Below are 24,955 nucleotides of genomic sequence, written 5' to 3'. Positions count from 1 at the left end.
GTTTGTTCTCTCTCATAGCGTTTTCACGTCGAGGATGTTCACGACCTCGCCCTCCCCGAGGACGGTCGCGCCCGAGAGCCCGGGGATACCCCCGAGGACGTCGTCGTACGGTTTCACGACGACTTCCTGTTGGCCCTGAACGCGGTCGCAGTGCAGCGCCACGTCCCTGACGTCCCCGCGGACGTGCAGGAGCATGCCGCCGCCGTCCGCTCGGGCGCTCCCCGGCGTACCGAGTGCGTCTCCGAGGCGTACGAGCGGGGTCTCGTCCCCGTCGTCGGTTCGAACGACCTCGCGGCCGTCGCCTTGTTCCACCGCTGCGGCGGAGCCGATGTCCCGGACGACTTTCGTCGGGATACCGAACTCTTCGTCGCCGCATTCCACGAAGAGGACGTCGTCGATGGCGACCGACACCGGCAGCACGAGCCGTATCGTGGTGCCTTCGCCGAGTTCGCTCTCGATCTCGACCTCGCCGTCGAGGTCTTCGACCGTCGACCGGACGACGTCCATCCCCACCCCACGGCCACTGACGTCGGTGACCTCCGAGGCCGTCGACAGCCCCGGATGGAACACGAGTTCGTGTGCGTCGTTGTCGGATAGTTCGTCTGCTTCTTCGCGACTGAGGATGCCCTCCTCGACGGCTTCGTCGCGGAGGACGTCCGGGTCGAGGCCGCGGCCGTCGTCGCTGACTTCGACGACGACGCGGTCCCGTGCGCGTCGCGCTTCGAGCGTCACGGTTCCCGTGTCCGGTTTGTCGAGTTGCTCGCGTTCCTCGCGGGATTCGATGCCGTGGTCGACGGCGTTCCGCACGAGGTGCACGAGCGGGTCGCTGATCTCGTCGAGGATGGTGCGGTCCATCTCGACGTCTTCGCCTTCCAGCTCGAAGTCCACGGACTTCCCCTGTTCGCGCGAGACGTCACGCACGACGCGGGGGAGTTTGTTCGCGGTCATCTTGAGCGGGACGAGACGGATGTCCATCACGGTGTCCTGGAGTTCGCCCGTGATGTCTTCGAGTTCGTCGAGGTCGTCGTCGAGTTGCGCTGCGCCCGCGTCCTCCTCGACGGAGCGACGGAGGCGGACGCGGTTCGTGACGAGTCCCTCGACGAGGTTCAGGAGCCGGTCGACCTGGTCGACGTCGACGCGCACGGACTGCACCTCCCCGTCACCGCTTTCGTCGCCCGACCGCGGGAGCGTGGAGTCGACGAGCGCGCGTGCGTCGTCGGGGTCCATCTCGCCTTCGGGCGCCGCCGCGTCGGCGGCGTCCTCGGGGGCTTCGTCGAATCCGCCGGCGTCCATGCCGTCGTACTCGACGCCACTCGATGCGGCGTCGTCGAAGCCGGCGTCGGTGCCGAAGTCGCCGGTCTGCACGTCGCTGTCGGCGGTCGCCGCTTCGTCGCCTGGTTCGTCGAGCTGGAACTCGCCGACCTCGACGCTGTCGAGGTCGGCTTCGTCGACGTCCGCGAGCGGGCCGTCCGTCGAGGACGCTTCCGTCTCCGCGTCGACGTCGGGTGCGTCGTCCGCGCCGAAGTCGAGGTCCGCGTCGGTCTCGAACCCGTCGCCGGTCTCGACGTCGAACGAGTCGTCGGCCTCGACGGCGAACGAGTCGTCGGTGTCGAGGTCGCTGCCGGGGTCGTCGCTACCGACGTCAGCGTCGAACGAGTCGTCGGCGCTCGCGGGCGTCTCGGTGCCGTCGAACGGGTCGTCGACGTCGTCGAACGACGTGTCGCTGTCGGGGTCGGCAGCCCCGAGCTCGAACCCGTCGTCGTCGAGGCCGTCGCCGCCGGCGGCGTCCGCGGTCGCTGGGTCGTCGAACCCGCCGACGTCCGGCGCGTCCCCGAGCCCGTCGTCCGCGGCGGGTGCGGTATCGGCGGTATCCGCGTCGGCGGTCGCGTCTGCCGACTCGGGTACGTCCGCATCAGCGGTCGCGTCCCCCGTCTGCGCATCGTCGGGGGCGTCACCGGCAGCAGCGAACTCGTCGGCGACGCCGTCGTCCACGGCCGCGTCGACGTTCGACGCGTCGGCTTCGACGGCTTCCGCGTCCGCCTCGATGGCATCCGCGCCCGCGTCCGCCTCGACCGCGTCTGCGTCGGCTTCGACGGAGTCGTCGTCCGCGTCGGCTTCGTCGAACCCGGTGACGTCGTCGACGAGGATGTCGTCGACGTCGCCGTCGTCGACGTCCATCTCGTCGTCGCCGAAGAAGTCCTCGTCGCCCTCTTCGAAGTCGTCGCCGAGGAGTTCGTCGAACCCGACCTCCTCCTCGTCGCTGTACTCGTCGAACTCGAGTTCGTCCAGTTCGTCCTGGAGCTCGTCGAACCCGACGGGGTCGACCTCGTCCTTGAGTTCCGCGAACGTCGCCGCGGCGTCCTCGACCTGCTCCGGGTCCTCCGCGTCGCCGGCGTCGGCAGCGGCGTCGTCGCCGGTCGTCGGTTCGTCACCCGCGAGGTCGTCGTCTCCAGCGAGGTCGTCGCCGCCGAGGTCGAGCTCGTCGTCTCCAGCGATGTCGTCGCCGCCGAGGTCGAGCTCGTCGTCACCGGCGAAGTCGTCGCCGAGGTCGAGCTCGTCGTCACCCGCGAGCGGGTCGTCCGCCGGCTGGTCGTCCGCCTCCAGGTCCTCGCCGAGGTCGAGGTCGTCGAACGACCCGGCCTCGCCGAGGTCGTCGAACCCGGACACGTCGTCCATCTCCTCGACGAGCGCGTCCAGGTCGTCGTACTCGTCGAACTCGCCGAGGAGCTCGTCGACGCTCATGTCCTGCGCGACGTCCTCGTCGATCTCCGCGGCCGGGTCGTCCGGGACCGGACTCGCCGACGCACCCGCAGCACCAGCGGACGCGTCCGCGACTGAGTCCGCGTCCTCGTAGCGTGTCGTGACGTCCGTGATGATCCAGTCGTCGACGGCTTCCACGGGCTCCAGCGCCGCCTCGATGGCGCTCGGCGTCACCGCACTCCCGAACACCGCGTCGATGCGGCCGCTCGCATCGTCCGCCTCGACGACGTCCCGCGGCGGCGTCGTCCCGAGGAGGTCGAACGCGTCCTCGAGCGCGTCGACGACGAGCGCCGCGTTGTTCACGCTCTCGTCCTGCACGACCGAGAGCCGGACGTGATACACCGTGTGGTCCGGTTCGTCGAGGTCGTCCAGGCCGCGGACCGCGTCGTCGAGGTCGTCCCCGGACGGATCCGTGATACCGGGCGCGCCGGTCGCCGCCGCCTCCACCGCGCGAAGGCGGTCGATGGTGTCGCTCGGGTCCGTCCGGATCTCGCCGTGTTCGCGCACGTCGTCGAGCATCGACTCGAACTCGTCGACCGCATCGAACACGTCGTCCATCAGGTCCGCCGACACGGCCATCTGGTCCGCGCGAACCGCATCCAGCAGGTCCTCGATAGCGTGTGCGAGGTCGCTCGCCTCCTCGAACCCCATCGCGCCCGCGTTCCCCTTCAGGGTGTGCGCCATCCGGAAGATGCGGTCCATCGCCTCCTCGTCCCCGGGCTCGCGCTCCAACTCCAGGAGCGCGTTGTTCAGCTCGGTGACGTTCTCTTCTCCTTCCTGCACGAAGTCGCGTACGTACTCATCCATGGCTCGAAGCCTCCTGAGCGAACGCGTCACAGATAGCGCCCGGCACGTCCGTGGCCGACCGGACGTGGTCGACGCACCCCGTCGCGATCGCCTTCTCGGGGATGCCGAACACCGGACTGGACGCCTCGTCCTGCGCGATTGTCGTCCCGCCTGCTCGTTTGATCGCTTCGATACCCGCGGCGCCGTCCTTCCCCATCCCCGTCAACGCCACGCCGACGAGTGGGTCCGACACGCGCTCCGCAGCGGTCTGCATCGTCACGTCGATCGCGGGACGGACGCCGTGCACGCGCTCGCCCTCCGTCAACCGCAAGCGGAGGTTCCCGGCGACGTTCGACGTGACCTCGAGATGATAGCCGCCCTTCGCGACCACGACCTCGCCGTCCCGCACGCGCTGTCCGTCCGACGCTTCGGACACGTCGAACGGGAGGAACGAGTCGAGGCGCGCGGCGAGCCGGTCCGTGAAGCTCTCCGGCATGTGCTGGACGACCAACACCTTCGGGTCGAGCGTCACCGGGAGCGAACGCAGGATGCTCTCGAGTATCTTCGGGCCCCCAGTGGACGCCCCGATGACGACAGTGGGGTGCTCGACGAACGCACGGTCCGGTTCGACCGACGACTCGCTCGCACCGCCCGACCGGTCGGTCGCCGCCGGTCGACTGGACGGCGTCGTGCCCGTCGACCCCGCAGGGGCCGCGGCCCGACGTTCCGTCGGCGCTATCGAGGACAGGTCCGCGCCGGCGACCGCTTCGACCTTCTCGACGATGCGGTCGCCGAGCGATTCGAGCTCGCGCGTCACCTCACCGCCGGGTTTCGCGAGGAAGTCGACGGCGCCACGCGCGAGCGCGTCGAGCGTCGCCTCCGCGCCCTTCTGCGTGTGCGCGGACAACATCAATATCGGTGTCGGCTTCGACGCCATGATGCGCGACACGGCCTCGATCCCGTCCATCCCGGGCATCTCCACGTCCATCGTGATGACGTCCGGGTCGTGTTCGTGCACCATCTCGATGGCTTCCTGGCCGTCGCTGGCGCTCAGCACACGGTACCCGTGGTCCGCGACCACGTTCCCGATGACAGTGCGCATGAACTGCGAGTCGTCGACGACCAGCACGCTCGTCATGCAGGCACGACGTCCTTCAGCGCCTTCCTGACGCTGGGTTCCTCGAACGGCTTCGTCACGTACCCGTCCGCGCCGGCCTTGACCGCGAGCTTCATCTTCTCGCGCTGGCCGACGGACGTGCACATGATGACCCGCGAGTTCGGGTCGAGTTTCTTGATGGCGGCTGTCGCCTTGATGCCGTTACACTTCGGCATCACGATGTCCATCATGACGATATCCGGTTCCTGTTCTTTGTACAATTTCACCGCTTCGGCCCCGTTGGACGCCTCTCCGAGTATCTCGTAATCGTCCTCCAGAATCTGTCTGAGGAGATTCCGCATAAAATGAGAGTCGTCCACGATGAGCACCCCTGTCGACATTCGGTTAATACACCAAGCATCGTTAGACGAAGCAAAAACATAAATGCTATTGCCCGGTTATCATGCCCGATAATCGGCGTTATGGAGTCGCTACTCTCCGAGAGTAGGGTTTCAAGGGGTTCCTACCGATGCTGTCGCGACGTGGCTATGACACGTTCTCCCGCGCTCCGTCGTCGCTACCAGCTCACTGCGTCGGGCCGGACGCTTCGATGACGCCTTCGACGTCGACGAGGCCGACCGGCTCGGTTCGCTCGCCGTTCTCGACGCGGTGGAGGAGGCCGGCGACGAGCGGATGGTCGGCTGCCTCGTCCGTCGCGTCCTCGCTCGGCGTCACGTACTTGAGCGGGAACAGTTCGACGCCGTCGACGGTATCCACTCGGATGCCGGCGGATTGCCGGTCCTGGGGCATGTCGAAGACGATGATCCGCTGGTCGTTCTCGGGGGGTTCGTCGACGCGCGTCGGGAAGTGACTGCGCGCGTCGATTATCGCGGTGATCTCGCCGCGCAGGTCCATGATGCCGTCGATGGCGTTCGCGGCGCGCGGGACGCGCGTCAACTCGCCGACCTTGACGATGTTCTTCACGGCGTCGACGTTCATCGCGAGGCGGCGGTCGCCGACGCGGAACACGACGAACTGCTCGACTTCGTCGGGCTCCCCGTCGCCGCCAGCGCGCTCCGTCTCCGGGTCTCTGGTCTCCTCGTCGGACGGCGAGGAGACCTCGACGTCCTGTAGTTCGTCGGGGAGGTCCGCGGACATTCTCGTGTTCGCTAATCCGTATGCACGGATAAAAATCTGCCCCCCGACCGGTTCGTTCGGCGGGGTCGCGCGGTTCGGGTGAGGTCACGCGGTTCGGGTGAGGTCACGCGGTTCGGGTGAGGTCACGCGGTTCGGGTGAGGTCACGCGGTTCGGGTGAGGTCACGCGGTTCGGGTGAGGTCACGCGGTTCGGGTGGGGTCGCGCGCTTCGGGCGGCGTCCCCGGGTCGCGTGACTACGCGCAGGCGGCGTGGGTCACCACGCGCAGGCGGCGGTGAGGACGTACGCGAACGCGAGGACGACCATCGCGTGGACGGTCACGGCTGGCGATTCGACGCGCCCGTATCGGTGTGCGCCGACGACGAGGAGGACGATGGTTGGGGCGGCGAGCGCGAGGAGTTCGTGGGGCGCGAGTCCCGTGGCGACGAGCGCGGTGACGCCACCGAGACCGAGTATAGCGGTGAAAATATAGAGTCGTCTGAGCGTGCGCGCGTCGAGTGTGACGGCGAGCGTGCGCTTCCCGACCTGGGCGTCGGCGCGTCGGTCGGGCCACTGGGTGGCGAGGAGGTTCGTGAACACGATGGCGGTGAACGGGAGGAAGGTGAGGACGTCGACGACGTCGAGTGCCGTGCCGGTGACGGCGACGCCGTACAGGGGGAGTGCGAGGCCGCCGAGGAGGGCGTTCGTGAGTTCGCCGAGGCCGCGCCACGCGAGTCGCGGCCCGAGCGAGTACGCGACGCCGGCGACGAGGATGACGGCGAGGAGCGCGGTTGCGGTCGCTGGGAGCCCGGCGACGGCGCTCGCGAGGAGTGCGACGACGGCGAGTGCGCTCGCGCCGACGAGTGCGCGCCACGCGAAGGCTCTGTCCAGCCCGGTGGCGTGGAGGACGCCGCTGCCGCCGGAGTACGGCGTGCGGGTGGTGAGCGCGTCGGTCTCGTAGTCGGCGTACTCGTTCGCGTAGTGCACGGCGACCGCGACAGCGAGGAGCGCGCCGACCCCGACGAGGACGTTCGCGTGCTCGCCGCCGCGGGCGACCGCGACGAGCACGCCGAGCGCGTAAACGACGCAGATGAGCGCGAGCTGGTCGGGGCGCGCCATTCCGGCGAGCGCGACGGCGTACCGACGCCGGCGACTTCGACGCTCTGTCACGGTCGTCAATTGGGGCGAGACGACCGTATGCGTGTCGGCGAGTTGCGGAGTGGTGCCCCGCGGTGGCGGTCGTCGTGGACCGCCGAGACGCGCACCACACCAGTCGGAAGTTTCAACCGTGATAATCGTGAATGGGTTCGACATGAGTTCGAGTGGGCGGACCGACGACGTCGCCACCAGCGTCCTGACGGCCCTCGGCAACAAGTACAGCGCCGAGATCCTCTGTGCGGCGCGGACGCCGACGTCCGTCCAGGACCTCAGCGACGAGCTGGGCGTCCCCATCGCGACGTGCTATCGTCGCATCGAGGAGTTGGAGTCCGTGGGACTCCTCCAGTGCGAGGGCCGACAGCTCTCGGACGAGGGGCGGCGAACGAACGTCTACCGGCGGACGCTCGACGAGTTCGCCATCGAGTTCACGGGCGAGGGACCGACCCTGTCGACCGAGGACCGGTCGGCCGCGAAGAACCAGATTCAGGAGCAGATGGAGTGACCGCCGCCCAGCGTCACCGGACCGGCTGGTGACGGTGGCCGCGGTCCGCTCGCGACCGTGCTCGTGTCGTCGATTCCTTCGGGACGAACCTGCGACGAGCGACGCGCTCGCGGCGGATGAGCACGTTCAAGTGCACGTGGGAGAAGCGTGGAGTATGATTGAGCGAATACCGTCGGCGTCCGCGGAGCGTCTCGAGGACGCGCGACGGACGCTGTACGTGGGCCGGGACCGACCGTTACGCATCTCCGCCGGGCACCGCATCCAGCACCACGACGGGAAGTGCTCGCGCCCGCACGGCCACAACTACGAGATCGCGGTCGCGATCACGGGCGACGTCACCGAGGAGGGCTGGGTCGTCGACAAAGGCGACGTGACCGACGTCGTCGACGAGTGGGACCACCGGTTCCTGCTCGAAGCGGACGACCCGCTCGTCGACGCGTTCGAGGAGGCTGGCGACGGGGACGCGGTCGTCACGCTGGAGCGCCCGCCGACGGCGGAGGTCATGAGCGTCGTCCTGGAGACGAAGCTGCTGGACGCGCTCCCGGAGTCGGTCGCTGACGTTCGCGTGCAGGTCGCCGAGACGAGCGAACTCACTGGCGGCAGCCCGCTCTAGGGATGCCCGTCACCGACAGCATCGACGACGGCGACGACGGCGAGGACTCGGACGCGACGAGGGCTGCAGGCGACGACGCCACCGCCCCGGAGGGCGACGCGCTCCCGGTGAACGAGCTGTTCGAGTCCCTCCAGGGCGAGGGCAAGCTCGCTGGAACGCCGTCGGTCTTCGTCCGCACGAGCGGCTGTAACCTCCGCTGCTGGTACTGCGACTCCTATCACACGTCGTGGGAGCCGACGCACGCGTGGATGAGCCTCGACGACGTCGTCGCCGAAGTCGAATCCTTCGACGCCGACCACGTCGTCCTCACCGGCGGCGAACCGCTCGTGCACGACGCGAGCGAGACGCTCCTCGAGCGCCTCGCCGACCGCGGCTATCACACCACCGTGGAGACGAACGGCACCATCGCGCCCGACGCCCCGATGGACCTCGCCTCTATCTCGCCGAAGCTCGCGAACAGCGTGCCGACGCGCGAACGCGACCCGAAGGGCGACGGCGAGTGGGCCGACCGCCACGACGACCGCCGCATCGACCTCGACGCCCTGACCGCGCTCGTGGAATCGTACGACAGCCAACTGAAGTTCGTCGTCTCCGAGGCCGACGACCTCGCGGAGGTGAACGCGCTCGTCGAACGCATCCGTGACGCGACGACGGCGACCGTCCGCGACGCGGACGTCCTCCTGATGCCCGAGGGCGCGACCCGCGAGCGACTCGCCGAGACCCGCGAGCGCGTCGCCGACCTCGCGCTCGAACACGGCTACCGGTACACGCCACGCCTGCACGTCGACCTCTGGAACGACGCCCCCGAAACGTGACTCCCTACGAGCACGCCATGACCGACGACATCACCGACCAAGCGGACGCATCGAACGACGACCAGGACGCGACCGACGAGCGCGACGACGAGACCGCAGAGAACGACGCCGCGAAGACCGGAACCGACGAGAAGCGCGCGGTCGTGCTCGCGTCCGGCGGGATGGATTCGGCGACGGCGGCGTCCGTCGCCGCCGACCGCGGGTACGAACTCTTCCTGCTGCACACGTCGTACGGTCAGAACACGGCGGACCGCGAGTACGAGTGCGCTCGTGCGCTCGCCGACGCGGTCGACGCGGTGGACTTCCTGCACGTCGAGACCGGGCACCTCGCGGCCATCGGCGCGTCGAGCCTGACCGACGACGAGATGGCGGTCGCCGACGCCGACCTCGGGGACGACGAGGTACCGAGTTCGTACGTGCCGTTCCGGAACGCGAACTTGCTCGCGATGGCCACCTCGTACGCGGAGGCGAACGACTGCGAGGCGGTGTTCATCGGCGCGCACAGCGAGGACTTCTCGGGCTACCCCGACTGTCGCCCGGCGTTCTTCGATGCGTTCCAGGGCGTCGTCGACGCGGGGACGAAGGACGATACCGACGTCGAGATCCGCGCGCCGTTCGTCGAGTGGTCGAAGACCGACATCGCCGAGCGCGGCCTCGAACTCGGCGTTCCCTACGAGCACACGTGGAGTTGCTATCGCGAGAACGAACCGGCGTGCGGGACGTGCGACGCGTGCGCGTTCCGCCTGCAGACGTTCCAGCGCCTCGACGAACGCGACCCGATCGCGTACGCCGAGCGCCCGGACTACGTCGACGACGCTGACTGAGTCGGAGGCCGCAGAACGAGGGTGATAGCGCTCGACGACCGGTATTTCACTTGCACCGGGGGTGTGGGGTTCGGTCGCGACGCGGCCGCGCCCTGCCTCGCTCGCTACTCGCTCGGACTGGCCGTCGGGTCGTCCTCGGCCGGGCCGGCGTCGCGTTCGCGCGCGAGGACGGTGACGGCGATGCCGGCGAGCGCCACCGCGCCGCCGACGACGGTGAGCCACCCCGGGACCTCCGCGAAGATGACGAGCGCGAGCACCGCCGCGCCGACGGGCTCGCCGAGGAGTGAGACGGAGACGACCGCGGACTCGACGCGTTCGAGCAGCCAGTTGATGACGGTGTGCCCGAAGAAGCCCGGGCCGATAGCCATCGCGGCGAACAGCACCCACTCGACGGCTGGATAACCGAGGAGGTCGTGGTCCTGCGCGAGCGCGGTGACGAGGAGCGCGACCGTGCATGCACCGTAGACGACGGTCGTGTACGGGAACACGCGAACGCGCTGGCGGAGCGACCGCCCGACGAGGACGTACGCCGCGGCCATCACCGCGGAGGCGACGGCGAGCGCGTTCCCGAGCAGCGGGTCGGAGACCGTCGAGGACCCCGAGGCGTCCAGCCCGATGAGTGCCGCGCCGACGACCGCGACGACGATACCGAGAACCATCCGGGGCGTGATGCGGTCCGAGAGGACGAGCCACGCGCCGATGGCGACGAACACGGGCTGGGTCTGGACGAGCGTCGCGCTCGCGGCGATCGTGGTGAGGTCGATGCTGACGAACCAGAGCGCGAAGTGCGCGGCGAGCGCGACGCCCGCGACCACCGCGATCGCGAGGTCGCGTCGCGATATCTCGCGGAAGTCACCGGGATTCCGGTGGACTGCGAGCGGCGCGACGAGCGCCGTCATGAACAGCACGCGGTAGAACGCGATGACGGTACTGGGGGCGTCCTCGACGGCTCTGACGAGCGGCGCGCTCGTCGACACCGCGAGCACCGCGACGGCGAGGCCGACGACCGGTCGCTCCACGACCGCGCGCCGCACCCGACTGAACACACCTCCACGGTACGCGGACGGCCTCAAACCCGTTCCGGTACCGGCGAACCCGCGACCCCCGGTCCGGAGTCGGACCGCGGCCTCGCGGCGCGTGGCTCGCTACTCGGCGTCGCCGGGCGTGTCGAAGTCGTGGAAGTGCTCGCCCTCCTCCTTGCTCAGGACGTCGAGAGCCGCGGTCGCGCCGTCGCCGGCGGAGATGACGGCCTGCCACTCCTGGTCGCGGACCATCGCACCGGTCGCGTAGCAGTCCTCGATGGACGTCTCCATCGAGAGGGTCACGCTGACGGTGCCGTCGTCGTCGAACTCGCACCCCATCGCCTCGGCGAGGTCGCGGTCGGCGCCGGTCGCGAGCACGACGTAGTCGCCCTCGTAGCGACCGTCGACGTCCTCGGTCGTGTGGACGACGAACCCGTCCTCCGTGGTCTCGACGGACGTGACCGCTTCGCCCTGATGGCGTTCGACGCCGTACGAGTCCGCCTGTTCGCGAGATTCCTCGAGGAACCGCTCGCCGTCCATCGATTCGATGCCGAGATAGTTGAACAGGTGGGCCTTGTGAAGCCACGTCTCGTCCGTGTCGAACACCTTCGTCTCCTGCCCGTTCTTCGCGGTGAACAGCGCCGCGCTCAGGCCAGCGGGACCGCCACCGACGACGAGAACTCGTGCCATGCCATCACACAACGTGCGCTGGTGGAAAAAGCGTATCCGTCCCGGAACCGCGAGCGGGCCCCCTGCCGGTCCGCGTCGCTACTCGAGAAGACGCTTCGTGCGCTTGTGGCGGTCGCGGAACATCCCCTCGAACCCGACCTTCGCGAACGGCCCCGCGAGGTCGCCGAGCCCACCGAGGGGGAGCCGATAGTCGACGCGGTCGCGAACGACGGTGTCGTCGCCGTCGGCGTAGAACATGTGAGTGTGCCGCCACTCCCGGAACGGCCCGCCGCGCATCTCGTCGACGAAGTACGCCGACCCCTCGCTCTCCTCGCGCTCGACGATGACGGACGTCCAGGACTGCGCGGGCGTCACCCCGAACGGACGCATCCGCATCTCGATCTCCGCACCCGCCTCCAGGACGTCCGGGTCCACCTCGCCATCAGGTCCGCGGACCGCCAGCAACTCCAGTTCCATGAACGCCGGCGTCAACGCCTCCAGCCCCGACGCGTTCGAGTGGAACTCCCAGACAGCGTCGAACGGCGCACGAACCCGGACCTCCCGCGTGAACGTCGGCATACCCGGGAATTGACACCCGACGGGCATAACGCCGCTGGTCGGGGAACCCACGCCCACGACTCCTCGCGCGACCCAGAACACCAACCGCACCCAGAACACCAACCGCACCCAGAACACCAACCGCATCCAGCCCAACGACCTCTGCGACGACGCCCGACAGTCGACCCGCGTCGTTACTTCAATCGCTCCTGGAGGAACGACGGATGCGCTGCAGTCACGCCATCGATAGCGAGGATCTCGTCCTCGATGATCGCCCCGAGAGAGTCGCCGTCCTCCGCACGCACCTCCGCCATCAGCATGTGATCACCGCTGGACGTGTACAGCGACTCGACCGCGTCGAGCGCCTTCAACTTCCGAGTGTCCTCGACGTACTTCTCGCTCGCCACCTCGATACCGACGAGCGCGATCGACTGACTCGCGAGCTTCTTCGGGTCCACGTCCGCGGAGTACCCCACGATGACGCCCTCGGACTCGAGTTCCTTGATGTACTTCCGGACCGTCGGCTTCGAAACCCCCGCCCTCTCCGCGATCTCCGCGTGAGAGGCCTGCGCGTCCTCCTCGAGGATGGAGAGGATGCGGTCGGCGGTCGACTGCGTGCTCATATATGTAGAAGAAATTTGCGTCGGTGCGAAAGAAGCTTTCGGACCACCGAACTCCCCCTCGCAAGTCGAGAACCACGGCCTGCGAGCGCAGGCCGCGACCCGACCGATGGACGCGACGACGCAGCCGCGTTACGTGTGGCGGTCGAGCAGGTCGTAGCTCCGCTCCCACTCGTAGTCGTCGTCGAAGTACCGCTCCGCGAGCGGCTCCGCGGGCATCTCGCCGATGTCCTGCTTCTGCTGCTGGTAGGACACCGACTCGTCGTCGACGTAGAACCGACCCGTGAGGACCTCGCCCTCGTAGAGCGCCTCCTCGGCCTTCGTCATCATCTCCTGGGCTTCGGTGCGCGAGCCCAGGTCGAAGTCGTAGTCGTCGGACTCCTGGATGTCGATGTAGGGCACGTACTGGCGCGCGTCCTTGTTCCACGTCGGGCACTGCGTGAGGAAGTCGATGTGCGCGAACCCGTCGTGCTCGATGGCCTCCTTGATTATCTCCTTCGCCTGGTTCGGGTTCACCGCGGCCGTCCGCGCGATGTACGTCGCCCCGCTCGTCAACTGGAGCGAGAGCGGGCGGATCGGCGTCTTCGTGTTCCCGTGGGGCTGGGTCTTGGACTTGTGCCCCTTCGGACTCGTGGGACTCGTCTGCCCCTTCGTCAGCCCGAAGATCTCGTTGTTGAACACGATGTACGTCATGTCGTGGTTCTCGCGCGCGGTGTGCATCGTGTGATTCCCACCGATGCCGTACCCGTCGCCGTCACCGCCCGCCGCGATGACCTCGACGCCGGGGTTCGCGAGCTTCGCCGCACGCGCCACGGGCAGACTCCGCCCGTGGATCGTGTGGAACCCGTACGTGTCCAGGTAGCTGTTCAGCTTCCCCGAGCACCCGATGCCCGTCACCGTCAGGACCTCCTCGGGCGTCTTCCCGACCTCCGGGAGCGCCTGCTTCAGCGCCTTCAGGACGCCGAAGTCACCGCACCCCGGGCACCACGTCGGCTGGGGTTCGAGACCGGGCGTGAACTCCTCCCGGTCGATCTCTCGCTCGTCGTCGACTGCGTTGAATGCACTCATAGGTTAGTCACCTGCTGCAGGTTCGATGCGGACCTGCGCCTGCAGGTCCGACGTGTCGCCACCGTTGACGTTCGCTTCGAACCCCTCGACGACCTCCGCCGGCTCGAAGGGGTTCCCGTTGTACTTCAGGAGGCTGGTCATCTTGTCGCCGAACCGACCGAGCTCCTTCTGGGTGAGGCCGCGGAACTGCGCGGTCGCGTTCATCTCCACGACCATCGCCTCGTCCACGCTCTCCAGCCACGCCGTGACCTCCTCGACGGGGTACGGCATCATGTCCGACACGGACAGCGCCTTCACGGAGTGCCCGTTCTCGTTGAGCCGGTCGACGGCTTCCTTGACCGCGCCCTGACTCGACCCCCACGTGAGGATGCCGTACTCGGCTTCCTCGGGACCGAAGTACGTCTGCTGGGAGTCCTCGTCGAGTTCCGCGCGGATCGCTTCCTTCTTGCGCTTCCGACGGTCCATCTGTGCGACGCGGTTGTCGGGGTCCTCGCTGATGTGCCCGCTCGGGTTGTGCTCGTTCCCGCTGGCGAGATACCGGCCGTTCTGCTGGCCGGGGAGCGACCGTGGACTCACGCCCTCGGGCACGCCGTCGAAGTTCTCCTCGGGGTCGTGCTGGAACCGCTGGAACTTCCCGGAGTCCTCGTGGGCGGCCTCGAGGAGTTCCTCCTCGGTGAGCGTCGACCCGAGGTCGGGCGCGGGCTCGCGGTCGAAGAACTCGACGTCGACGTTCGTGTTCTCGCCGCCGAGCTTCTGGTCGTAGACGAGGATCGTGGGGATCTGGTAGTCCCATGCGATCTCGAACGCCTTCCGCGTCTGCTCGTAGGCTTCGCGGATGTTCCCGGGCGCGAACACGACGCGCTGGCTGTCGCCCTGGCTCGTGTAGAGGACGTGCTCGAGGTCGGCCTGTTCGGGCTTCGTCGGCATCCCCGTGGAGGGACCGGCGCGCATCGCTTCGACGAGCACGAGCGGCGTCTCGGTCTGCTCGGCGAGACCGAGGGGTTCGCTCATGAGCGCGAATCCACCGCCGGACGAACCGGACATCGCTTTCGCACCGTTGTGGCTGGCGCCCACGGCGAGCGCGGCTGCGGCGATCTCGTCCTCGACCTGCTCGGAGATGCCGCCCATCTCCGGAAGGTTCTGGCTCATGATGGTGAAGACGTCCGTCCACGGCGTCATCGGGTACCCGGCGATGAACCGGCAGCCGGCGTCGATGGCGCCGTACGCGATGGCGTTCGAGCCCGAGAGCAGCGCTTGCTCGCTCTCGTACTCGCCGGTGGGCGCACGGAGGTCGTGTGTCATCTCCGTGTTCTCCTTGACGTCCTCGTAGGTGTCCTCGAGGATGGTGACGTTCGCGTCGAGGATGTCGCCCGACATTGCCTCCTGCATGATCTCCTTGATGTGCTGGAGGTCCATGTCGAGGAGCGCGGCGGTGGCGGCGACGCCGGCGGTGTTCCGCATGACCTCGCGCCCGTGTTCCTTCGCGATCTCGCGGAGGTCCATCGGGTAGAGGTGCCAGCCGTTCTCCTCGGCTCGCTCCTCGAGGTCGAGTTCCGCGACGTCGTCCTCGTCGAGCAGGCCGGTGTCGTAGACGATGACGCCGCCCTCGCGGAGGTCGTCGAGGTTCTCGCTGAGTGGCTTCAGCTCCTCGTTCCCGTAGTAGGCGTTCTCCTTCGGGTTCCGCGCGAAGGAGTCGCCGAGGGCGAGGAGGAAGTTGTATCCGTCGCCGCGGGACCGCACGTCGTCGTCGGACGCGCGGATCTCGACGTACGTGTGGCCGCCGCGGATTCGAGAGGGATAGTGACGATGCGTGAAGATGTTCAGCCCCGAGCGCATCAGGGCCTTCGCGAAGTTCTGGCTCGTCGAGTCGATTCCGTCACCGGAACCGCCAGAGACGCGCCAGATGAGGTCGTCGTCAGTCATTGTTGGTAGTCACGGCCCATGCTGGACCTAGGTGTTTGGAGATTCACGAGAAACCGACTAAAGCCTTTGCTATCCATTAGCACACAATAATTGTGAAGAACCGGGGAACAGTTTCCGCGTTTCCGCAGACGGCGCCGACCCGGACTATTCCAAACGAACGTTCATCCGGGACGCGTCGACCTCTCGAAGAACCGACGAAAACGGGCGAATCCTACTCGTTACGCGGACTGCTCGGATGATAGTCGGTATCGTACTCGCCGACGTCGCCGTCGACCCGGTCGGGGTTAATGCGCCCCGAGAGGAGCATGAAGTCGACGAGCGTCAACGCGAGCATCGACTCGACGACCGGCACGCCCCGCGGCGGCAGCACGGGGTCGTGGCGGCCGATGACCTGCTCGGTCTTCTCTTCGCCCGTCTCCCAGTCCACGGTCTGCTGCTCTTTCGGGATCGACGTCGGCGCGTGCAGCGTCACCTCGCCGTAGATGGGTTCGCCCGACGAGATACCGCCCTGGATGCCGCCGTGGTCGTTCTCGACCGGGACCGGGTTGCCGTCGTCGTCGAACTCCCAGTCGTCGTTGCGCTCCTTCCCCGTCCACGTCGTCGCCTCGGTCCCGAGGCCGAACTCGAACGCGGTCGTCGCCGGCACCGCCATCATCGCCTGCCCGAGTCGCGCCGAGAGCGAATCGAACCGCGGCGCCCCCAGGCCCACGGGGACGCCCTCCGCGCGGAACTCGATGCTCCCACCGATGGAGTCGCCCTGTTCCTGGTACTCGTCGATGCGCTCGCGCATCGCCTCTGCGGTCTCGGGATGCCCGCACCGCACCGGGTTCTCCTCGCTGTGCTCGACCATCTCCGCGAAACTCACCGCTGGCGCCTCGATGTCGTCGATCTGATTCACGTGCGCCTTCAGCTCGACGCCCTCGCGAGCGAGGAGCTTCTTCGCGATAGCGCCCGCGGCGACCCAGTTCACGGTCTCGCGCGCCGACGACCGCCCACCACCGCCCCAGTTCCGCGTCCCGAACTTCGCAGAGTACGTGAAGTCCCCATGGGACGGCCGCGGCGCCGTGATGAACGGCTCGTACTTCCCGCTGCGAGCGTCCTTGTTCTCGATGACCATCCCGATGGGCGTCCCCGTCGTGTACCCGTCCTGGAGCCCGGACTTGATGGAGACCGCGTCCGGCTCCCCGCGACTCGTCGTGATCTTCGACTGCCCCGGCTTCCGCCGGTCGAGGTCCCGCTGGATGTCCTCCTCCGAGAGCTCCAAGCCCGCGGGACACCCCGAGACCGTCACGCCCATCGCCTCACCGTGGCTCTCGCCGAACGTCGTCACCTGGAAGAGCCGCCCGAACCGATTCCCGTTCATGCACGCCCCTACGCGCCCTACCCTTTCAACCCTGCCCTAGGTGCAATTCCGGCCCGCGTCCCAGACAACGGACCACTCACTCCGCAGCCGGGAATTCATGGGTGATGCCGCGGCAAGCGCCGGCATCGTCTGACCGACGCCGCCGGCGAGCCTGGACGGGAGCGTGACGACCTCGTCGGCGACCAGCAGCGACCGTCACCTGTCAGCCCATACGCCACGGAGACCCTCGAAGCGACCAGTCGCTACGATAGCGCCTCGGCGACGTCGTCGAGTCGACCCGCGGCGAACGGCACGAGCATCTCGTCGGGGTGGAGGCCGCCGTGCATCCCGACGAATCGCAGACTCTTCGCCGCCGCTCCCACGGCGCAGTAGACGCCGAGTTCGGGATGGAGAACGACGAGGTCGCCGACGCGACGCTCCGTCTCGGGACTCAGCGGGCCGTCCCCGTAGAGGTCCTGTGCGAGCGCGTCCTCGCCGTCAAGGACGAACGCGCCGACGTCGTTCTCGAGAACACGCCGAACGGCGGCCGTCGCGTCGTCGCGCACGTGCAGTTCGACGCTCCGCGGGCCGCCGGAGAGGTACACCGGCGACCCGTCACTGAAGCGTTCGAGGCCGTCGACGACCGTCGGGTACTCGGTGAGATCGACGTTCCGGTCCGGGACGGTATCTATCTGACCGTGGTCCGCGGTGAACGCGACGAGCACGTCGTCGTCGGCGTCGACCGCGGCCTCTGCGGCGGCGACCGCGTCCGCGACCGCGGTCCACGTCTCGTCCACGACGTCCGCGTACGCCGGGGAGTGGTTGCCGTCGTGGTGGCCGCTCCCGTCGATCTGCGGGAGGTAGACGTAGACGTAGGCCGGGTCGTCGGCGTCCTCGACGGCGTCCGCGACCGTCGCGGGGAGCGTCGCGAGGTCCTCGCCGTCGTACTGCGAGGCGGTTGCGCCCGAGTACGACGACGGGAACGGCGCGACCGTCCGGCAGTCGACGCCCCGTTCGTCGAGCCCGGGATACATCGCGTCGGCGGCGAACGCGTCCTCGGCGTCGTACGCGGAGACGTCGCTTCCGCCGGTGCCCTCGAACCTGAGCCCGAGGAACGAGGCGTCGAGAGCGGGGTCGTAGACGTCCCACCCGAGGACGCCGTGCTCGGCGGGATAGGCGCCCGTGTTGAGGGTCGTGATTGCGGCGGCGGTTTCGCTCGGGAACACGGACGTCAGCGGCGTCACCGTCGTCGCGCGCTCGACCGCCGAGACGACTGAGTGGTCGCGGTGGTCGTGCCACTGCGCGAGCCCGAACCCGTCGACGAGGAACAGGAGGACGTAGTCGACGTCCCGTTCGTCGTCAACCGAAACGCCAGGGACGTCGTCGTAGACGTCAGCGGGGAGGGCTCTGGTACCCGTTGGTTCGCCGAGCGCGCTCGTGAGCGTCCTCGGGACGTTCCCGAAGCAGTAGTCCTCGTACGCGGGGTAGAGCCGCGGCCCCTCCGTCTGGAACCGCTCGCGGAGGTCGGCCTCGACGTCGTCGCGGAGCATGTCGCAGCGAACGGAATCTGCGTACATGAAACCGACGCAGGCATGGGACTGTTTCACGAATTCCGCATCGCTCGGGGTCGTCCACGTACTCAGTCAGTCGAGGGGGTGAGCGTGCGCGCCGAGGTCCTCGAGGACCCCGAAGAATCCGGGGAAGGAGACGTCGACGTGCTCGCAGCCATGGATGGTGGTGTCGCCGTCGGCGACGAGTGCGGCGACGGCGAGCGCCATCACGATGCGATGATCGGCGCGGCCGTCGACGGTCGCACCCTCGAGGGTCGTCTCGCCGCCGTGGACGGTGAGCGCGTCCTGCTCTTCGGTGACGCTCGCGCCCATCTTCGCGAGTTCCTCCGCCATCGCGGTGACGCGGTCTGTCTCCTTGTACCGGACGTGCTCGGCGTTCTCGATGCGCGTGTCGCCGTCCGCGACCGCACCGAGGGCGGCGATTGTCGGGAGGAGGTCCGGCGTGTCGCCGACGTCGACCGTGACGCCCGCGAGGTCGGCCTGCTCGACGGTCACCGTACCCGCGTCGCGGTCCCAGTTCACGGGCGCACCCATCCGCTCGACGATGTCGATGATGGCGGCGTCTCCCTGCGCACTCGGGACCGCGCCTTCGACGGTGACCTCGGGGTCGCCGGCGACCGCGCCAGCCGCGAGGAGGTACGACATCGACGAGAAGTCACCGGGGACGCGGTACTCGCCGTCGGCCGCGGCGTACGGCTGCCCGCCGTCGACGTGGTAGCCGGCGACGGCGTCGGCGGTCTCGCCAGCGGTCGCTTCCGCCGCGACGCCGAACGCGTCGAGGACGTCGAGCGTGATGTCGACGTACGGCGCGGACTTCAACTCGGTTTCGAGGGCGACGTCGACGCCGTCGTCGGTGAGTGCGCCCGCCATCAGGAGCGCGGTGACGAACTGCGAGGAGACGTCCCCGGGGATGCTCGCCGTTCCACCCACCATCGGGCCGTCGACGACGAGCGGCGCCTGTCCGTTCGAGCGCGTGCTCCGCGCTGTCGCGCCGAGCTGTTCGAGCGCGTCCAGAAGCGGGCCCTGGGGGCGCGAGCGGAGCGACGAGTCGCCCGTGAGGACGGTCGTGCCGTCGACGAGTCCCGCGACCGCGGTGACGAGTCGCATCGTCGTCCCGCTGTTCGCGCAATCGACGACGTCGTCGGGCGTGCCCGGTGACCCGGAGAGGCCCTCGACGACCGCCTCGGTGCCGTCCTCGGCGAAGGCGACCGACCCGCCGAAGGCCTCCACGGCGCGAGCGGTCGCTCGCGTGTCCGCACTCACGAGCGGGTCGTGAACCGTGGCGCCGTCGCCGAGACCGGCGGCGAGGATGGCTCGATGCGTGTAGCTCTTCGAGGGCGGGGCGCGTGCAGTCCCCGAGACCGACGAGGGAGAGACGTGTGCGTCCATGCCCCAGCCGTGGACCCCAGGTGGGTTATGGGTACCGACGGCGACAACGTCCGCCGGTCCGGAAGCGCGACGGCACCCATCGCGTTCGAACCGGGTTCCGTCGGCGAGCGACCCAAGTTCGTCGGGCACCATCGTCCTCGTATGCCAGTGGAATCGCCGGATCCGCGGACCGTGGACGTCCTCGTCGTGCACGCCGACGACGTCGTCGCGGCGCTCGCGGCGACCGCGCAGGGGCGCGAGACCGTCCTCCGGGTGACGCCGCCGTTCCGACGACGACAACGTGCCCGCATCCACGTGCCCGGAGAGATGAAACCCAAACAGGCGGTACCGCCGGAGAGCAACCCGGCCGGGGAGACCGCGCTGAGCGACGGGACTGACGTCGACCCGCTCCTCGTTCCCGCAGACGCATTCGTCGACGAGCACGCCCCGTCGTTCCCCCGAGCACCCGACACAGAACCGAAACCAGCCGAATCCCCGGAGTACGACGTCGAAGAACACTTCGACCGTCACGAGGACGCGGTCGCCGACTGGCGAGAGCGAGTCCCCGAGCACTTCCGCGAACGAACTCACGTCACCGGGCCGAACGACGAGCGCTGCGAGTTCGAGGTGCGGTACCTCGGGGCAGTGAAACAGTAGACGTAAGCCCGACCGTTCCGAGGGTACGCGCATGGACCCGGACTTCGCCGCACTGGATGCGTACCTCGACGAGCACAACCTCGACGGGTACGCGTTCGCCGACGACGAGTCGAACTCCGACCTCTACTACACGACCGGTTTCGGCGCACCGGACCCGTTCGTCGGCGTGTACACGCCCGACGAGACCGCCATCCTCGTGTCGTCGCTCGAGTACGGTCGCGCGAAGAAGGAGGCGCGCGCCGACACCGTGAAGCGCCGCTCCGAGTACGAACCGCGCGAGAAGCAAGCCGAGTACGGCGAGGACCGCGTCCAGCAGAAGGTCGTCTCGGAGTTCCTCGCGGACGTCGGCGTCGAGTCCGTCGCCACCCAGCACGGATTCCCCGCTGGGCTCGCGGACGGCCTCCGCGAGGAGGGCGTCACGGTCGACCCCGAGTCGACCGCGAGCGGTGTCGTCACGGACGTCCGTGCGGTGAAGACCGAAGAGGAACTCGAGTACGTGCGCGAAGCCCAGAAGGCGAACGAGAACGCGATGGCCGCCGCGGAGGCACTCATCCGCGAGGCGACCGTCGAGGACGGCGTCCTCCAGTACGAGGGCGAACCGTTGACGAGCGAGCGCGTCACCGAGGAGATCGAGGTGGCGCTCATCCGCGAAGGGTGTGCGCTCGACGAGACCATCGTCGCGTGCGGCGCGGACGCCGCCGACCCCCACGACCGCGGGAGCGGTCCGCTCGAAGCCGGTGAGACCATCATCATCGACATCTTCCCGCGGAACAAGGCGTCGAAGTACCACGCCGACATGACGCGGACGTTCGTCAAAGGCGAGGCGACCGACACCCAGCGCGACTGGCACGCCGTCACCGACGAGGCGCGGAAGGCCGCCCTCGACGCCGTCGAAGCCGGCGCGACCGGCGAGGAGGTGAACCAGGCGGTCGTCGACGTCTACCAGGACGCCGGTCACCCGACCGTCTTCACCGACCCCGACACCGAGACCGGATTCATTCACTCGACCGGACACGGCGTCGGCCTGGACGTCCACGAAGCCCCCTCGATATCGCTGAACGGCGAGGAACTCGAAGCCGGACACGTCATCACCATCGAACCCGGCCTCTACGACCCCGCCGTCGGCGGCGTCCGCATCGAAGACATCGTCGTCGTCACCGAGGACGGCTACGAGAACCTCACTGACTACCCCATCGAGCTCGAAGTCGAGTAGGTCCCTGGACGTCGGCGAGTGGCGGTATCGAACGGCTTTTCTCCCGCGGTCGGCTACTCGCGTCCAGATGCGAGTACTCGTCGTCGGCGCCGGGACGATGGGTCGCTGGTTCGGGGGGCTCGTGGACGCACGCGTCGCGTTCGCGGACGCCGACCCCGCCGCGGCCGACCGCGCAGCCGCAGCCGTCGACGACGCCGAGACGGCACCGCTGGACCCGAACGACGCGGCCGCTAACGCAGACGCGGACGGGGCGCGGTTCGACGTCGTCTGCGTTGCAGTCCCGATGACGGTCGCACCCGACGTCATCGCCCCCCAAGCGAGTCGAGCGACCAGCGCGGTCGTCGACGTCGCCGGCGAGATGGGCGGCCCGGTGAGCGCGATGCGCGAGCACGCACCCGACCTGGAACGCCTGAGCCTCCACCCGCTGTTCGCCCCCGAGAACGCCCCCGGCTCGATCGCAGCCGTGCACGACCAGCCCGGTCCCGTCACCGATGCACTCCGCGACTCGCTCGCCGCGAGCGGGAACGACGTCTTCGACACGACCGTCGACGAGCACGACACCGCGATGGAGTCAGTGCAGGCCGCCACGCACGCCGCGATCCTCGCGTGGCGGCTCGCCACCGACGACGTCCGCGAGGAGTTCCACACGCCGCTCTCGCGCGAACTCGCCGACCTCGCCGCGCACGTCACGAGACAGGAACCACGCGTCTACGCCGACATCGCCGACCGATACGCGGCCGGCCGCCACGCCCTCGCGGACGCAGTCGCGCGGCTCGCCGACGCCGACCATGACGCCTTCCTCGACGCGTTCGCCGACGCCAGCGAACGCGCCCATGACGCCACAGACACCGCGCACGACGCCACGGACACCACCCACGACGACGTCACCGACCACCGATGACGAACGACGGACAACCGACGAGAGACACAGGGACCACCGATGACAGATAGAGACGCCATCCGGAACAACGCGAAGTACCTCCAGAACGTCCGCCCGATCGACCCCGAGGAGATCTGCGAGTACGTCGACGGCCACCCCCATCCCGCGGTCGTGAAGCGAATCCTCCACGAGGAAGCGGTCGACCTCGGACTCGTCCAACAGGCCGACGGCACGTTCGTGCCCGTCAACGAGAACCCCATCGAGTACCGCCGCGTCGACGTCGACAAGTTCCCCGTCGGGTACGCGCGAACGTTCGAGGACGAACTCGTCGCCGCGTACGGCCCCGACTGGCATCGCGGCGACAGCGGCGACGCGCTCCGCGAGACCATCCGCCGGATGAAGGACGACTACTACCACCAGCGCGACGTCACGTACGACCAGCAGGCCGCGCTCGCGTACGGCTGCTATCACCTCCCCGACTTCTACGCCGCCATCCAGTACGTGCTCGCCGACCTCACCGAGAAGAACCTGCTCGGTCGCGACCTCCGCGTCCTCGACGTCGGCGCCGGCGTCGGCGGCCCCGCACTCGGCCTCCACGACTTCCTCCCGAACGACGCGCTCGTCGACTACCACGCGCTCGAACCGAGCGCGAACGCGGACGTCCTCGAATCGATGCTCGACGAGACCGGCGACAACTTCCACACCACCGTCCACCGAGACCGCGCCGAAGACTTCGACCCTCGCGCAGACGCGGACCAAGCATGGGACCTCGTCGTGTTCGCGAACGTCCTCAACGAACTCGCCGACCCCGAAACCGTCCTCGAGACGTACACGAACGCGGTCGCCGACGACGGCGCACTCCTCGCACTCGCCCCCGCCGACCAGAACACCGCCACCGGCCTCCGAACCGCCGAACGGGCCGTCGTCGAATCGACGAACGCGACCGTCTACTCGCCGACCGTCCGCCTCTGGCCCGGCCACGAACCCACCGACCGCGGGTGGACGTTCGACGTGAAACACGACCTCGACGTCCCCGACTTCCAACGCCGCCTCGACGACGCCACCCCCGAATCCGACGCCGAGCACGCACCCGGCGAGTTCGTGAACGTAGACGTCCAATACGCGTACAGCATCCTCCGCCGCGACACCACCCGCCGCCTCGACGTCACCGCCACCACGAACAAGTACGCTCGCATGGCCGAGACCGAGACGCACGTCCCCAACCGCATCAAAGCCATCGCGGTGAAACTCTCCCACGACCTCACCGACCACGACGACGCCAACCCCCTCTACAAGGTCGGCGACGGCAGCGAGGCCATCGACCACTACGCCGTCCTCACGAACGAAACCGCACTCAACGACGACCTCCGGCGCGCCGACTACGGCGACCTCCTCACGTTCGACGGCGCCCTCGCCCTCTGGAACGACGACGAAGAAGCCTACAACCTCGTCGTCGACGAACACACGACCGTCGACCACGCACCAGCACCACTCTGAGCCCCCAGCGAACTCACCACACCACCCGACCGCGGACACCCGCGACCAGCACGCTTAACCACCATACACCCACAGACTGGGACATGACGGACGCCGAACGCTCCATCCTCCTCACGAACGACGACGGCATCGACAGCCCCGGCCTCCACGCGCTCGCCGACGCGCTCGACGACCACGGCGACGTCACCGTCGTCGCCCCAGCCACCGACCAGAGCGCCGTCGGCCGCAGCATGAGCACGACCGCGGAACTCACCGAGCACGAACGCGGGTACGCCGTCGAAGGTACACCAACCGACTGCGTCGTCGCCGGCCTCACCGAGTTCATCGACGACCCGGACCTCGTCGTCGCCGGCTGTAACCGCGGCGCGAACCTCGGCCACTACGTCCTCGGCCGCTCCGGCACCGTCTCCGCCGCCGTCGAAGCCGCGTTCTTCGACCTGCCAGCGATCGCAACGAGCCTCTACGTCCCCATCCCCGACGACGTCCAGTTCTCCGACGTCCAACCCGAGAAACGCGACTATCGCGAGGCCGCCACGGCGACCGCGTACCTCGTCGAACACGCGATCGACTCCGGCGTCTTCGACCACGCCGACTACCTGAACGTGAACGCCCCGATGCCCGAGAACGGCCCCGCAGACATGGAGATCACGCGCCCCTCGCACTCCTACCACATGGACGCCACGCACGAGGACGGTCGCATCGTCCTCCACGACCACGTCTGGGAACGCATGGCCGACGGCGACCTCCCCGACGAACCCGGAACGGACCGGCACGCGATCGTCAACGGGAACGTCAGCGTCAGCCCCCTCACCGCCCCCCACACCACCGAACACCACGAAGCCCTCGACGCACTCGCGAACACGTACACCGGACGATAA

General features: G+C 68.4%; 23 protein-coding genes. 9 read left to right on the top strand and 14 right to left on the bottom strand.

The genetic code is table 11. The features are described 5' to 3' along the window. Window positions 1-12: 12 nt before the first annotated feature. The 5 genes from ACZ48X_RS18850 to ACZ48X_RS18830 form a co-directional block, all read right to left on the bottom strand. Window positions 13-3,567 carry an ATP-binding protein gene (locus tag ACZ48X_RS18850; protein WP_336352007.1) on the bottom strand — a complete coding sequence of 1,185 codons (3,555 nt, stop codon included), beginning with the start codon at window positions 3,565-3,567 and terminating at the stop codon, window positions 13-15. Next, on the bottom strand, window positions 3,560-4,684 hold the full coding sequence (gene cheB, locus ACZ48X_RS18845) for a chemotaxis-specific protein-glutamate methyltransferase CheB (protein ID WP_336352006.1): 1,125 nt from the start codon (window positions 4,682-4,684) through the stop codon (window positions 3,560-3,562). The genes ACZ48X_RS18850 and cheB overlap by 8 nt, the downstream gene beginning before the upstream one ends. Beyond that, window positions 4,681-5,043, bottom strand: coding sequence for a chemotaxis protein CheY (cheY, locus tag ACZ48X_RS18840; protein WP_227130611.1), 363 nt, complete (start codon window positions 5,041-5,043; stop codon window positions 4,681-4,683). Before cheY ends, cheB begins: the two co-directional genes overlap by 4 nt. Before the next feature lie 184 nt (window positions 5,044-5,227). After that, window positions 5,228-5,800, bottom strand: coding sequence for a chemotaxis protein CheW (locus tag ACZ48X_RS18835; protein WP_336352005.1), 573 nt, complete (start codon window positions 5,798-5,800; stop codon window positions 5,228-5,230). Between the two features lie 253 nt (window positions 5,801-6,053). Next, window positions 6,054-6,947: a prenyltransferase gene (locus ACZ48X_RS18830; protein WP_336352004.1), complete on the bottom strand. Its 894-nt coding sequence runs from the start codon at window positions 6,945-6,947 to the stop codon at window positions 6,054-6,056. Between the two features lie 142 nt (window positions 6,948-7,089). Between ACZ48X_RS18830 and ACZ48X_RS18825 the strand changes: the two genes are divergently transcribed. From ACZ48X_RS18825 to queC, 4 genes are all read left to right on the top strand, one after another. Continuing rightward, window positions 7,090-7,437: a helix-turn-helix domain-containing protein gene (locus ACZ48X_RS18825; protein WP_336352003.1), complete on the top strand. Its 348-nt coding sequence runs from the start codon at window positions 7,090-7,092 to the stop codon at window positions 7,435-7,437. Window positions 7,438-7,591: 154 nt separating this feature from the next. After that, window positions 7,592-8,050, top strand: a complete 459-nt coding sequence (locus tag ACZ48X_RS18820) for a 6-pyruvoyl trahydropterin synthase family protein (RefSeq protein ID WP_336352002.1) — start codon at window positions 7,592-7,594, stop codon at window positions 8,048-8,050. Window positions 8,051-8,052: 2 nt separating this feature from the next. After that, window positions 8,053-8,865 carry a 7-carboxy-7-deazaguanine synthase QueE gene (locus ACZ48X_RS18815; protein WP_336352001.1) on the top strand — a complete coding sequence of 271 codons (813 nt, stop codon included), beginning with the start codon at window positions 8,053-8,055 and terminating at the stop codon, window positions 8,863-8,865. A gap of 17 nt (window positions 8,866-8,882) precedes the next feature. Next, window positions 8,883-9,689 carry a 7-cyano-7-deazaguanine synthase QueC gene (queC, locus tag ACZ48X_RS18810; protein ID WP_336352000.1) on the top strand — a complete coding sequence of 269 codons (807 nt, stop codon included), beginning with the start codon at window positions 8,883-8,885 and terminating at the stop codon, window positions 9,687-9,689. Window positions 9,690-9,793: 104 nt separating this feature from the next. Here the strand turns inward: queC and ACZ48X_RS18805 are convergent, their stop codons facing one another. The 9 genes from ACZ48X_RS18805 to aroA all read right to left on the bottom strand — a co-directional run bounded on the left by ACZ48X_RS18805 (window position 9,794) and on the right by aroA (window position 19,851). Then, complete coding sequence (locus ACZ48X_RS18805) at window positions 9,794-10,735, bottom strand: DMT family transporter (protein WP_336351999.1); 942 nt, start codon at window positions 10,733-10,735, stop codon at window positions 9,794-9,796. Between the two features lie 99 nt (window positions 10,736-10,834). Further along, window positions 10,835-11,401: an FAD-dependent oxidoreductase gene (locus tag ACZ48X_RS18800; RefSeq protein WP_336351998.1), complete on the bottom strand. Its 567-nt coding sequence runs from the start codon at window positions 11,399-11,401 to the stop codon at window positions 10,835-10,837. Window positions 11,402-11,479: 78 nt separating this feature from the next. Further along, window positions 11,480-11,959 (bottom strand): SRPBCC family protein, encoded by a 480-nt coding sequence (locus tag ACZ48X_RS18795; RefSeq protein WP_336351997.1) that lies wholly within the window; start codon window positions 11,957-11,959, stop codon window positions 11,480-11,482. Between the two features lie 173 nt (window positions 11,960-12,132). Further along, complete coding sequence (gene lrpA1, locus ACZ48X_RS18790; RefSeq protein WP_336351996.1) at window positions 12,133-12,561, bottom strand: HTH-type transcriptional regulator LrpA1; 429 nt, start codon at window positions 12,559-12,561, stop codon at window positions 12,133-12,135. Between the two features lie 129 nt (window positions 12,562-12,690). Then, entirely contained in the window at window positions 12,691-13,626 is a 936-nt protein-coding gene (locus ACZ48X_RS18785; protein WP_336351995.1) for a thiamine pyrophosphate-dependent enzyme, read from the bottom strand. A gap of 3 nt (window positions 13,627-13,629) precedes the next feature. Next, window positions 13,630-15,549 carry a 2-oxoacid:acceptor oxidoreductase subunit alpha gene (locus ACZ48X_RS18780; protein ID WP_336351994.1) on the bottom strand — a complete coding sequence of 640 codons (1,920 nt, stop codon included), beginning with the start codon at window positions 15,547-15,549 and terminating at the stop codon, window positions 13,630-13,632. A 211-nt stretch (window positions 15,550-15,760) separates the two neighbouring features. Further along, complete coding sequence (aroC, locus tag ACZ48X_RS18775) at window positions 15,761-16,912, bottom strand: chorismate synthase (protein ID WP_336351993.1); 1,152 nt, start codon at window positions 16,910-16,912, stop codon at window positions 15,761-15,763. Between the two features lie 242 nt (window positions 16,913-17,154). Continuing rightward, the gene (locus ACZ48X_RS18770; protein WP_336351992.1) at window positions 17,155-18,468 is read right to left on the bottom strand and encodes an alkaline phosphatase family protein; all 1,314 of its coding nucleotides are present in this window, start codon (window positions 18,466-18,468) and stop codon (window positions 17,155-17,157) included. A 66-nt stretch (window positions 18,469-18,534) separates the two neighbouring features. Then, a complete protein-coding gene (gene aroA, locus ACZ48X_RS18765) occupies window positions 18,535-19,851 on the bottom strand; it encodes a 3-phosphoshikimate 1-carboxyvinyltransferase (RefSeq protein ID WP_336351991.1) in 1,317 nt (438 codons plus the stop codon). A gap of 141 nt (window positions 19,852-19,992) precedes the next feature. On the opposite strand from aroA, the gene ACZ48X_RS18760 reads away from it, so the two are divergent. The 5 genes from ACZ48X_RS18760 (at window position 19,993) to surE (ending at window position 24,955) form a co-directional block, all read left to right on the top strand. After that, window positions 19,993-20,487 carry a DUF8009 family protein gene (locus ACZ48X_RS18760; RefSeq protein ID WP_336351990.1) on the top strand — a complete coding sequence of 165 codons (495 nt, stop codon included), beginning with the start codon at window positions 19,993-19,995 and terminating at the stop codon, window positions 20,485-20,487. 31 nt (window positions 20,488-20,518) lie between these two features. After that, window positions 20,519-21,700 carry a Xaa-Pro peptidase family protein gene (locus ACZ48X_RS18755; RefSeq protein WP_336351989.1) on the top strand — a complete coding sequence of 394 codons (1,182 nt, stop codon included), beginning with the start codon at window positions 20,519-20,521 and terminating at the stop codon, window positions 21,698-21,700. 67 nt (window positions 21,701-21,767) lie between these two features. Further along, window positions 21,768-22,601 (top strand): prephenate dehydrogenase, encoded by an 834-nt coding sequence (locus ACZ48X_RS18750; protein WP_336351988.1) that lies wholly within the window; start codon window positions 21,768-21,770, stop codon window positions 22,599-22,601. Window positions 22,602-22,640: 39 nt separating this feature from the next. Continuing rightward, window positions 22,641-24,077 (top strand): small ribosomal subunit Rsm22 family protein, encoded by a 1,437-nt coding sequence (locus tag ACZ48X_RS18745; RefSeq protein ID WP_336351987.1) that lies wholly within the window; start codon window positions 22,641-22,643, stop codon window positions 24,075-24,077. An 83-nt stretch (window positions 24,078-24,160) separates the two neighbouring features. Then, entirely contained in the window at window positions 24,161-24,955 is a 795-nt protein-coding gene (gene surE, locus ACZ48X_RS18740; RefSeq protein WP_336351986.1) for a 5'/3'-nucleotidase SurE, read from the top strand.

It is taken from the genome of Halorubellus litoreus (assembly GCF_055378595.1).
Note: the sequence above shows the minus strand (reverse complement) of the source record. Positions and strands in the feature narration are given on the sequence as shown.

Bases quoted from the DNA above. Each gene is read 5' to 3' on its own strand.
- ACZ48X_RS18850 (WP_336352007.1), bottom strand. From the start codon at position 3,567: ATGGATGAGTACGTACGCGACTTCGTGCAGGAAGGAGAAGAGAACGTC.
- cheB (WP_336352006.1), bottom strand. From the start codon at position 4,684: ATGACGAGCGTGCTGGTCGTCGACGACTCGCAGTTCATGCGCACTGTC.
- cheY (WP_227130611.1), bottom strand. From the start codon at position 5,043: ATGTCGACAGGGGTGCTCATCGTGGACGACTCTCATTTTATGCGGAAT.
- ACZ48X_RS18835 (WP_336352005.1), bottom strand. From the start codon at position 5,800: ATGTCCGCGGACCTCCCCGACGAACTACAGGACGTCGAGGTCTCCTCG.
- ACZ48X_RS18825 (WP_336352003.1), top strand. From the start codon at position 7,090: ATGAGTTCGAGTGGGCGGACCGACGACGTCGCCACCAGCGTCCTGACG.
- ACZ48X_RS18820 (WP_336352002.1), top strand. From the start codon at position 7,592: ATGATTGAGCGAATACCGTCGGCGTCCGCGGAGCGTCTCGAGGACGCG.
- ACZ48X_RS18815 (WP_336352001.1), top strand. From the start codon at position 8,053: ATGCCCGTCACCGACAGCATCGACGACGGCGACGACGGCGAGGACTCG.
- queC (WP_336352000.1), top strand. From the start codon at position 8,883: ATGACCGACGACATCACCGACCAAGCGGACGCATCGAACGACGACCAG.
- ACZ48X_RS18800 (WP_336351998.1), bottom strand. From the start codon at position 11,401: ATGGCACGAGTTCTCGTCGTCGGTGGCGGTCCCGCTGGCCTGAGCGCG.
- ACZ48X_RS18795 (WP_336351997.1), bottom strand. From the start codon at position 11,959: ATGCCGACGTTCACGCGGGAGGTCCGGGTTCGTGCGCCGTTCGACGCT.
- lrpA1 (WP_336351996.1), bottom strand. From the start codon at position 12,561: ATGAGCACGCAGTCGACCGCCGACCGCATCCTCTCCATCCTCGAGGAG.
- ACZ48X_RS18785 (WP_336351995.1), bottom strand. From the start codon at position 13,626: ATGAGTGCATTCAACGCAGTCGACGACGAGCGAGAGATCGACCGGGAG.
- ACZ48X_RS18780 (WP_336351994.1), bottom strand. From the start codon at position 15,549: ATGACTGACGACGACCTCATCTGGCGCGTCTCTGGCGGTTCCGGTGAC.
- aroC (WP_336351993.1), bottom strand. From the start codon at position 16,912: ATGAACGGGAATCGGTTCGGGCGGCTCTTCCAGGTGACGACGTTCGGC.
- ACZ48X_RS18770 (WP_336351992.1), bottom strand. From the start codon at position 18,468: ATGTACGCAGATTCCGTTCGCTGCGACATGCTCCGCGACGACGTCGAG.
- aroA (WP_336351991.1), bottom strand. From the start codon at position 19,851: ATGGACGCACACGTCTCTCCCTCGTCGGTCTCGGGGACTGCACGCGCC.
- ACZ48X_RS18760 (WP_336351990.1), top strand. From the start codon at position 19,993: ATGCCAGTGGAATCGCCGGATCCGCGGACCGTGGACGTCCTCGTCGTG.
- ACZ48X_RS18755 (WP_336351989.1), top strand. From the start codon at position 20,519: ATGGACCCGGACTTCGCCGCACTGGATGCGTACCTCGACGAGCACAAC.
- ACZ48X_RS18750 (WP_336351988.1), top strand. From the start codon at position 21,768: ATGCGAGTACTCGTCGTCGGCGCCGGGACGATGGGTCGCTGGTTCGGG.
- ACZ48X_RS18745 (WP_336351987.1), top strand. From the start codon at position 22,641: ATGACAGATAGAGACGCCATCCGGAACAACGCGAAGTACCTCCAGAAC.
- surE (WP_336351986.1), top strand. From the start codon at position 24,161: ATGACGGACGCCGAACGCTCCATCCTCCTCACGAACGACGACGGCATC.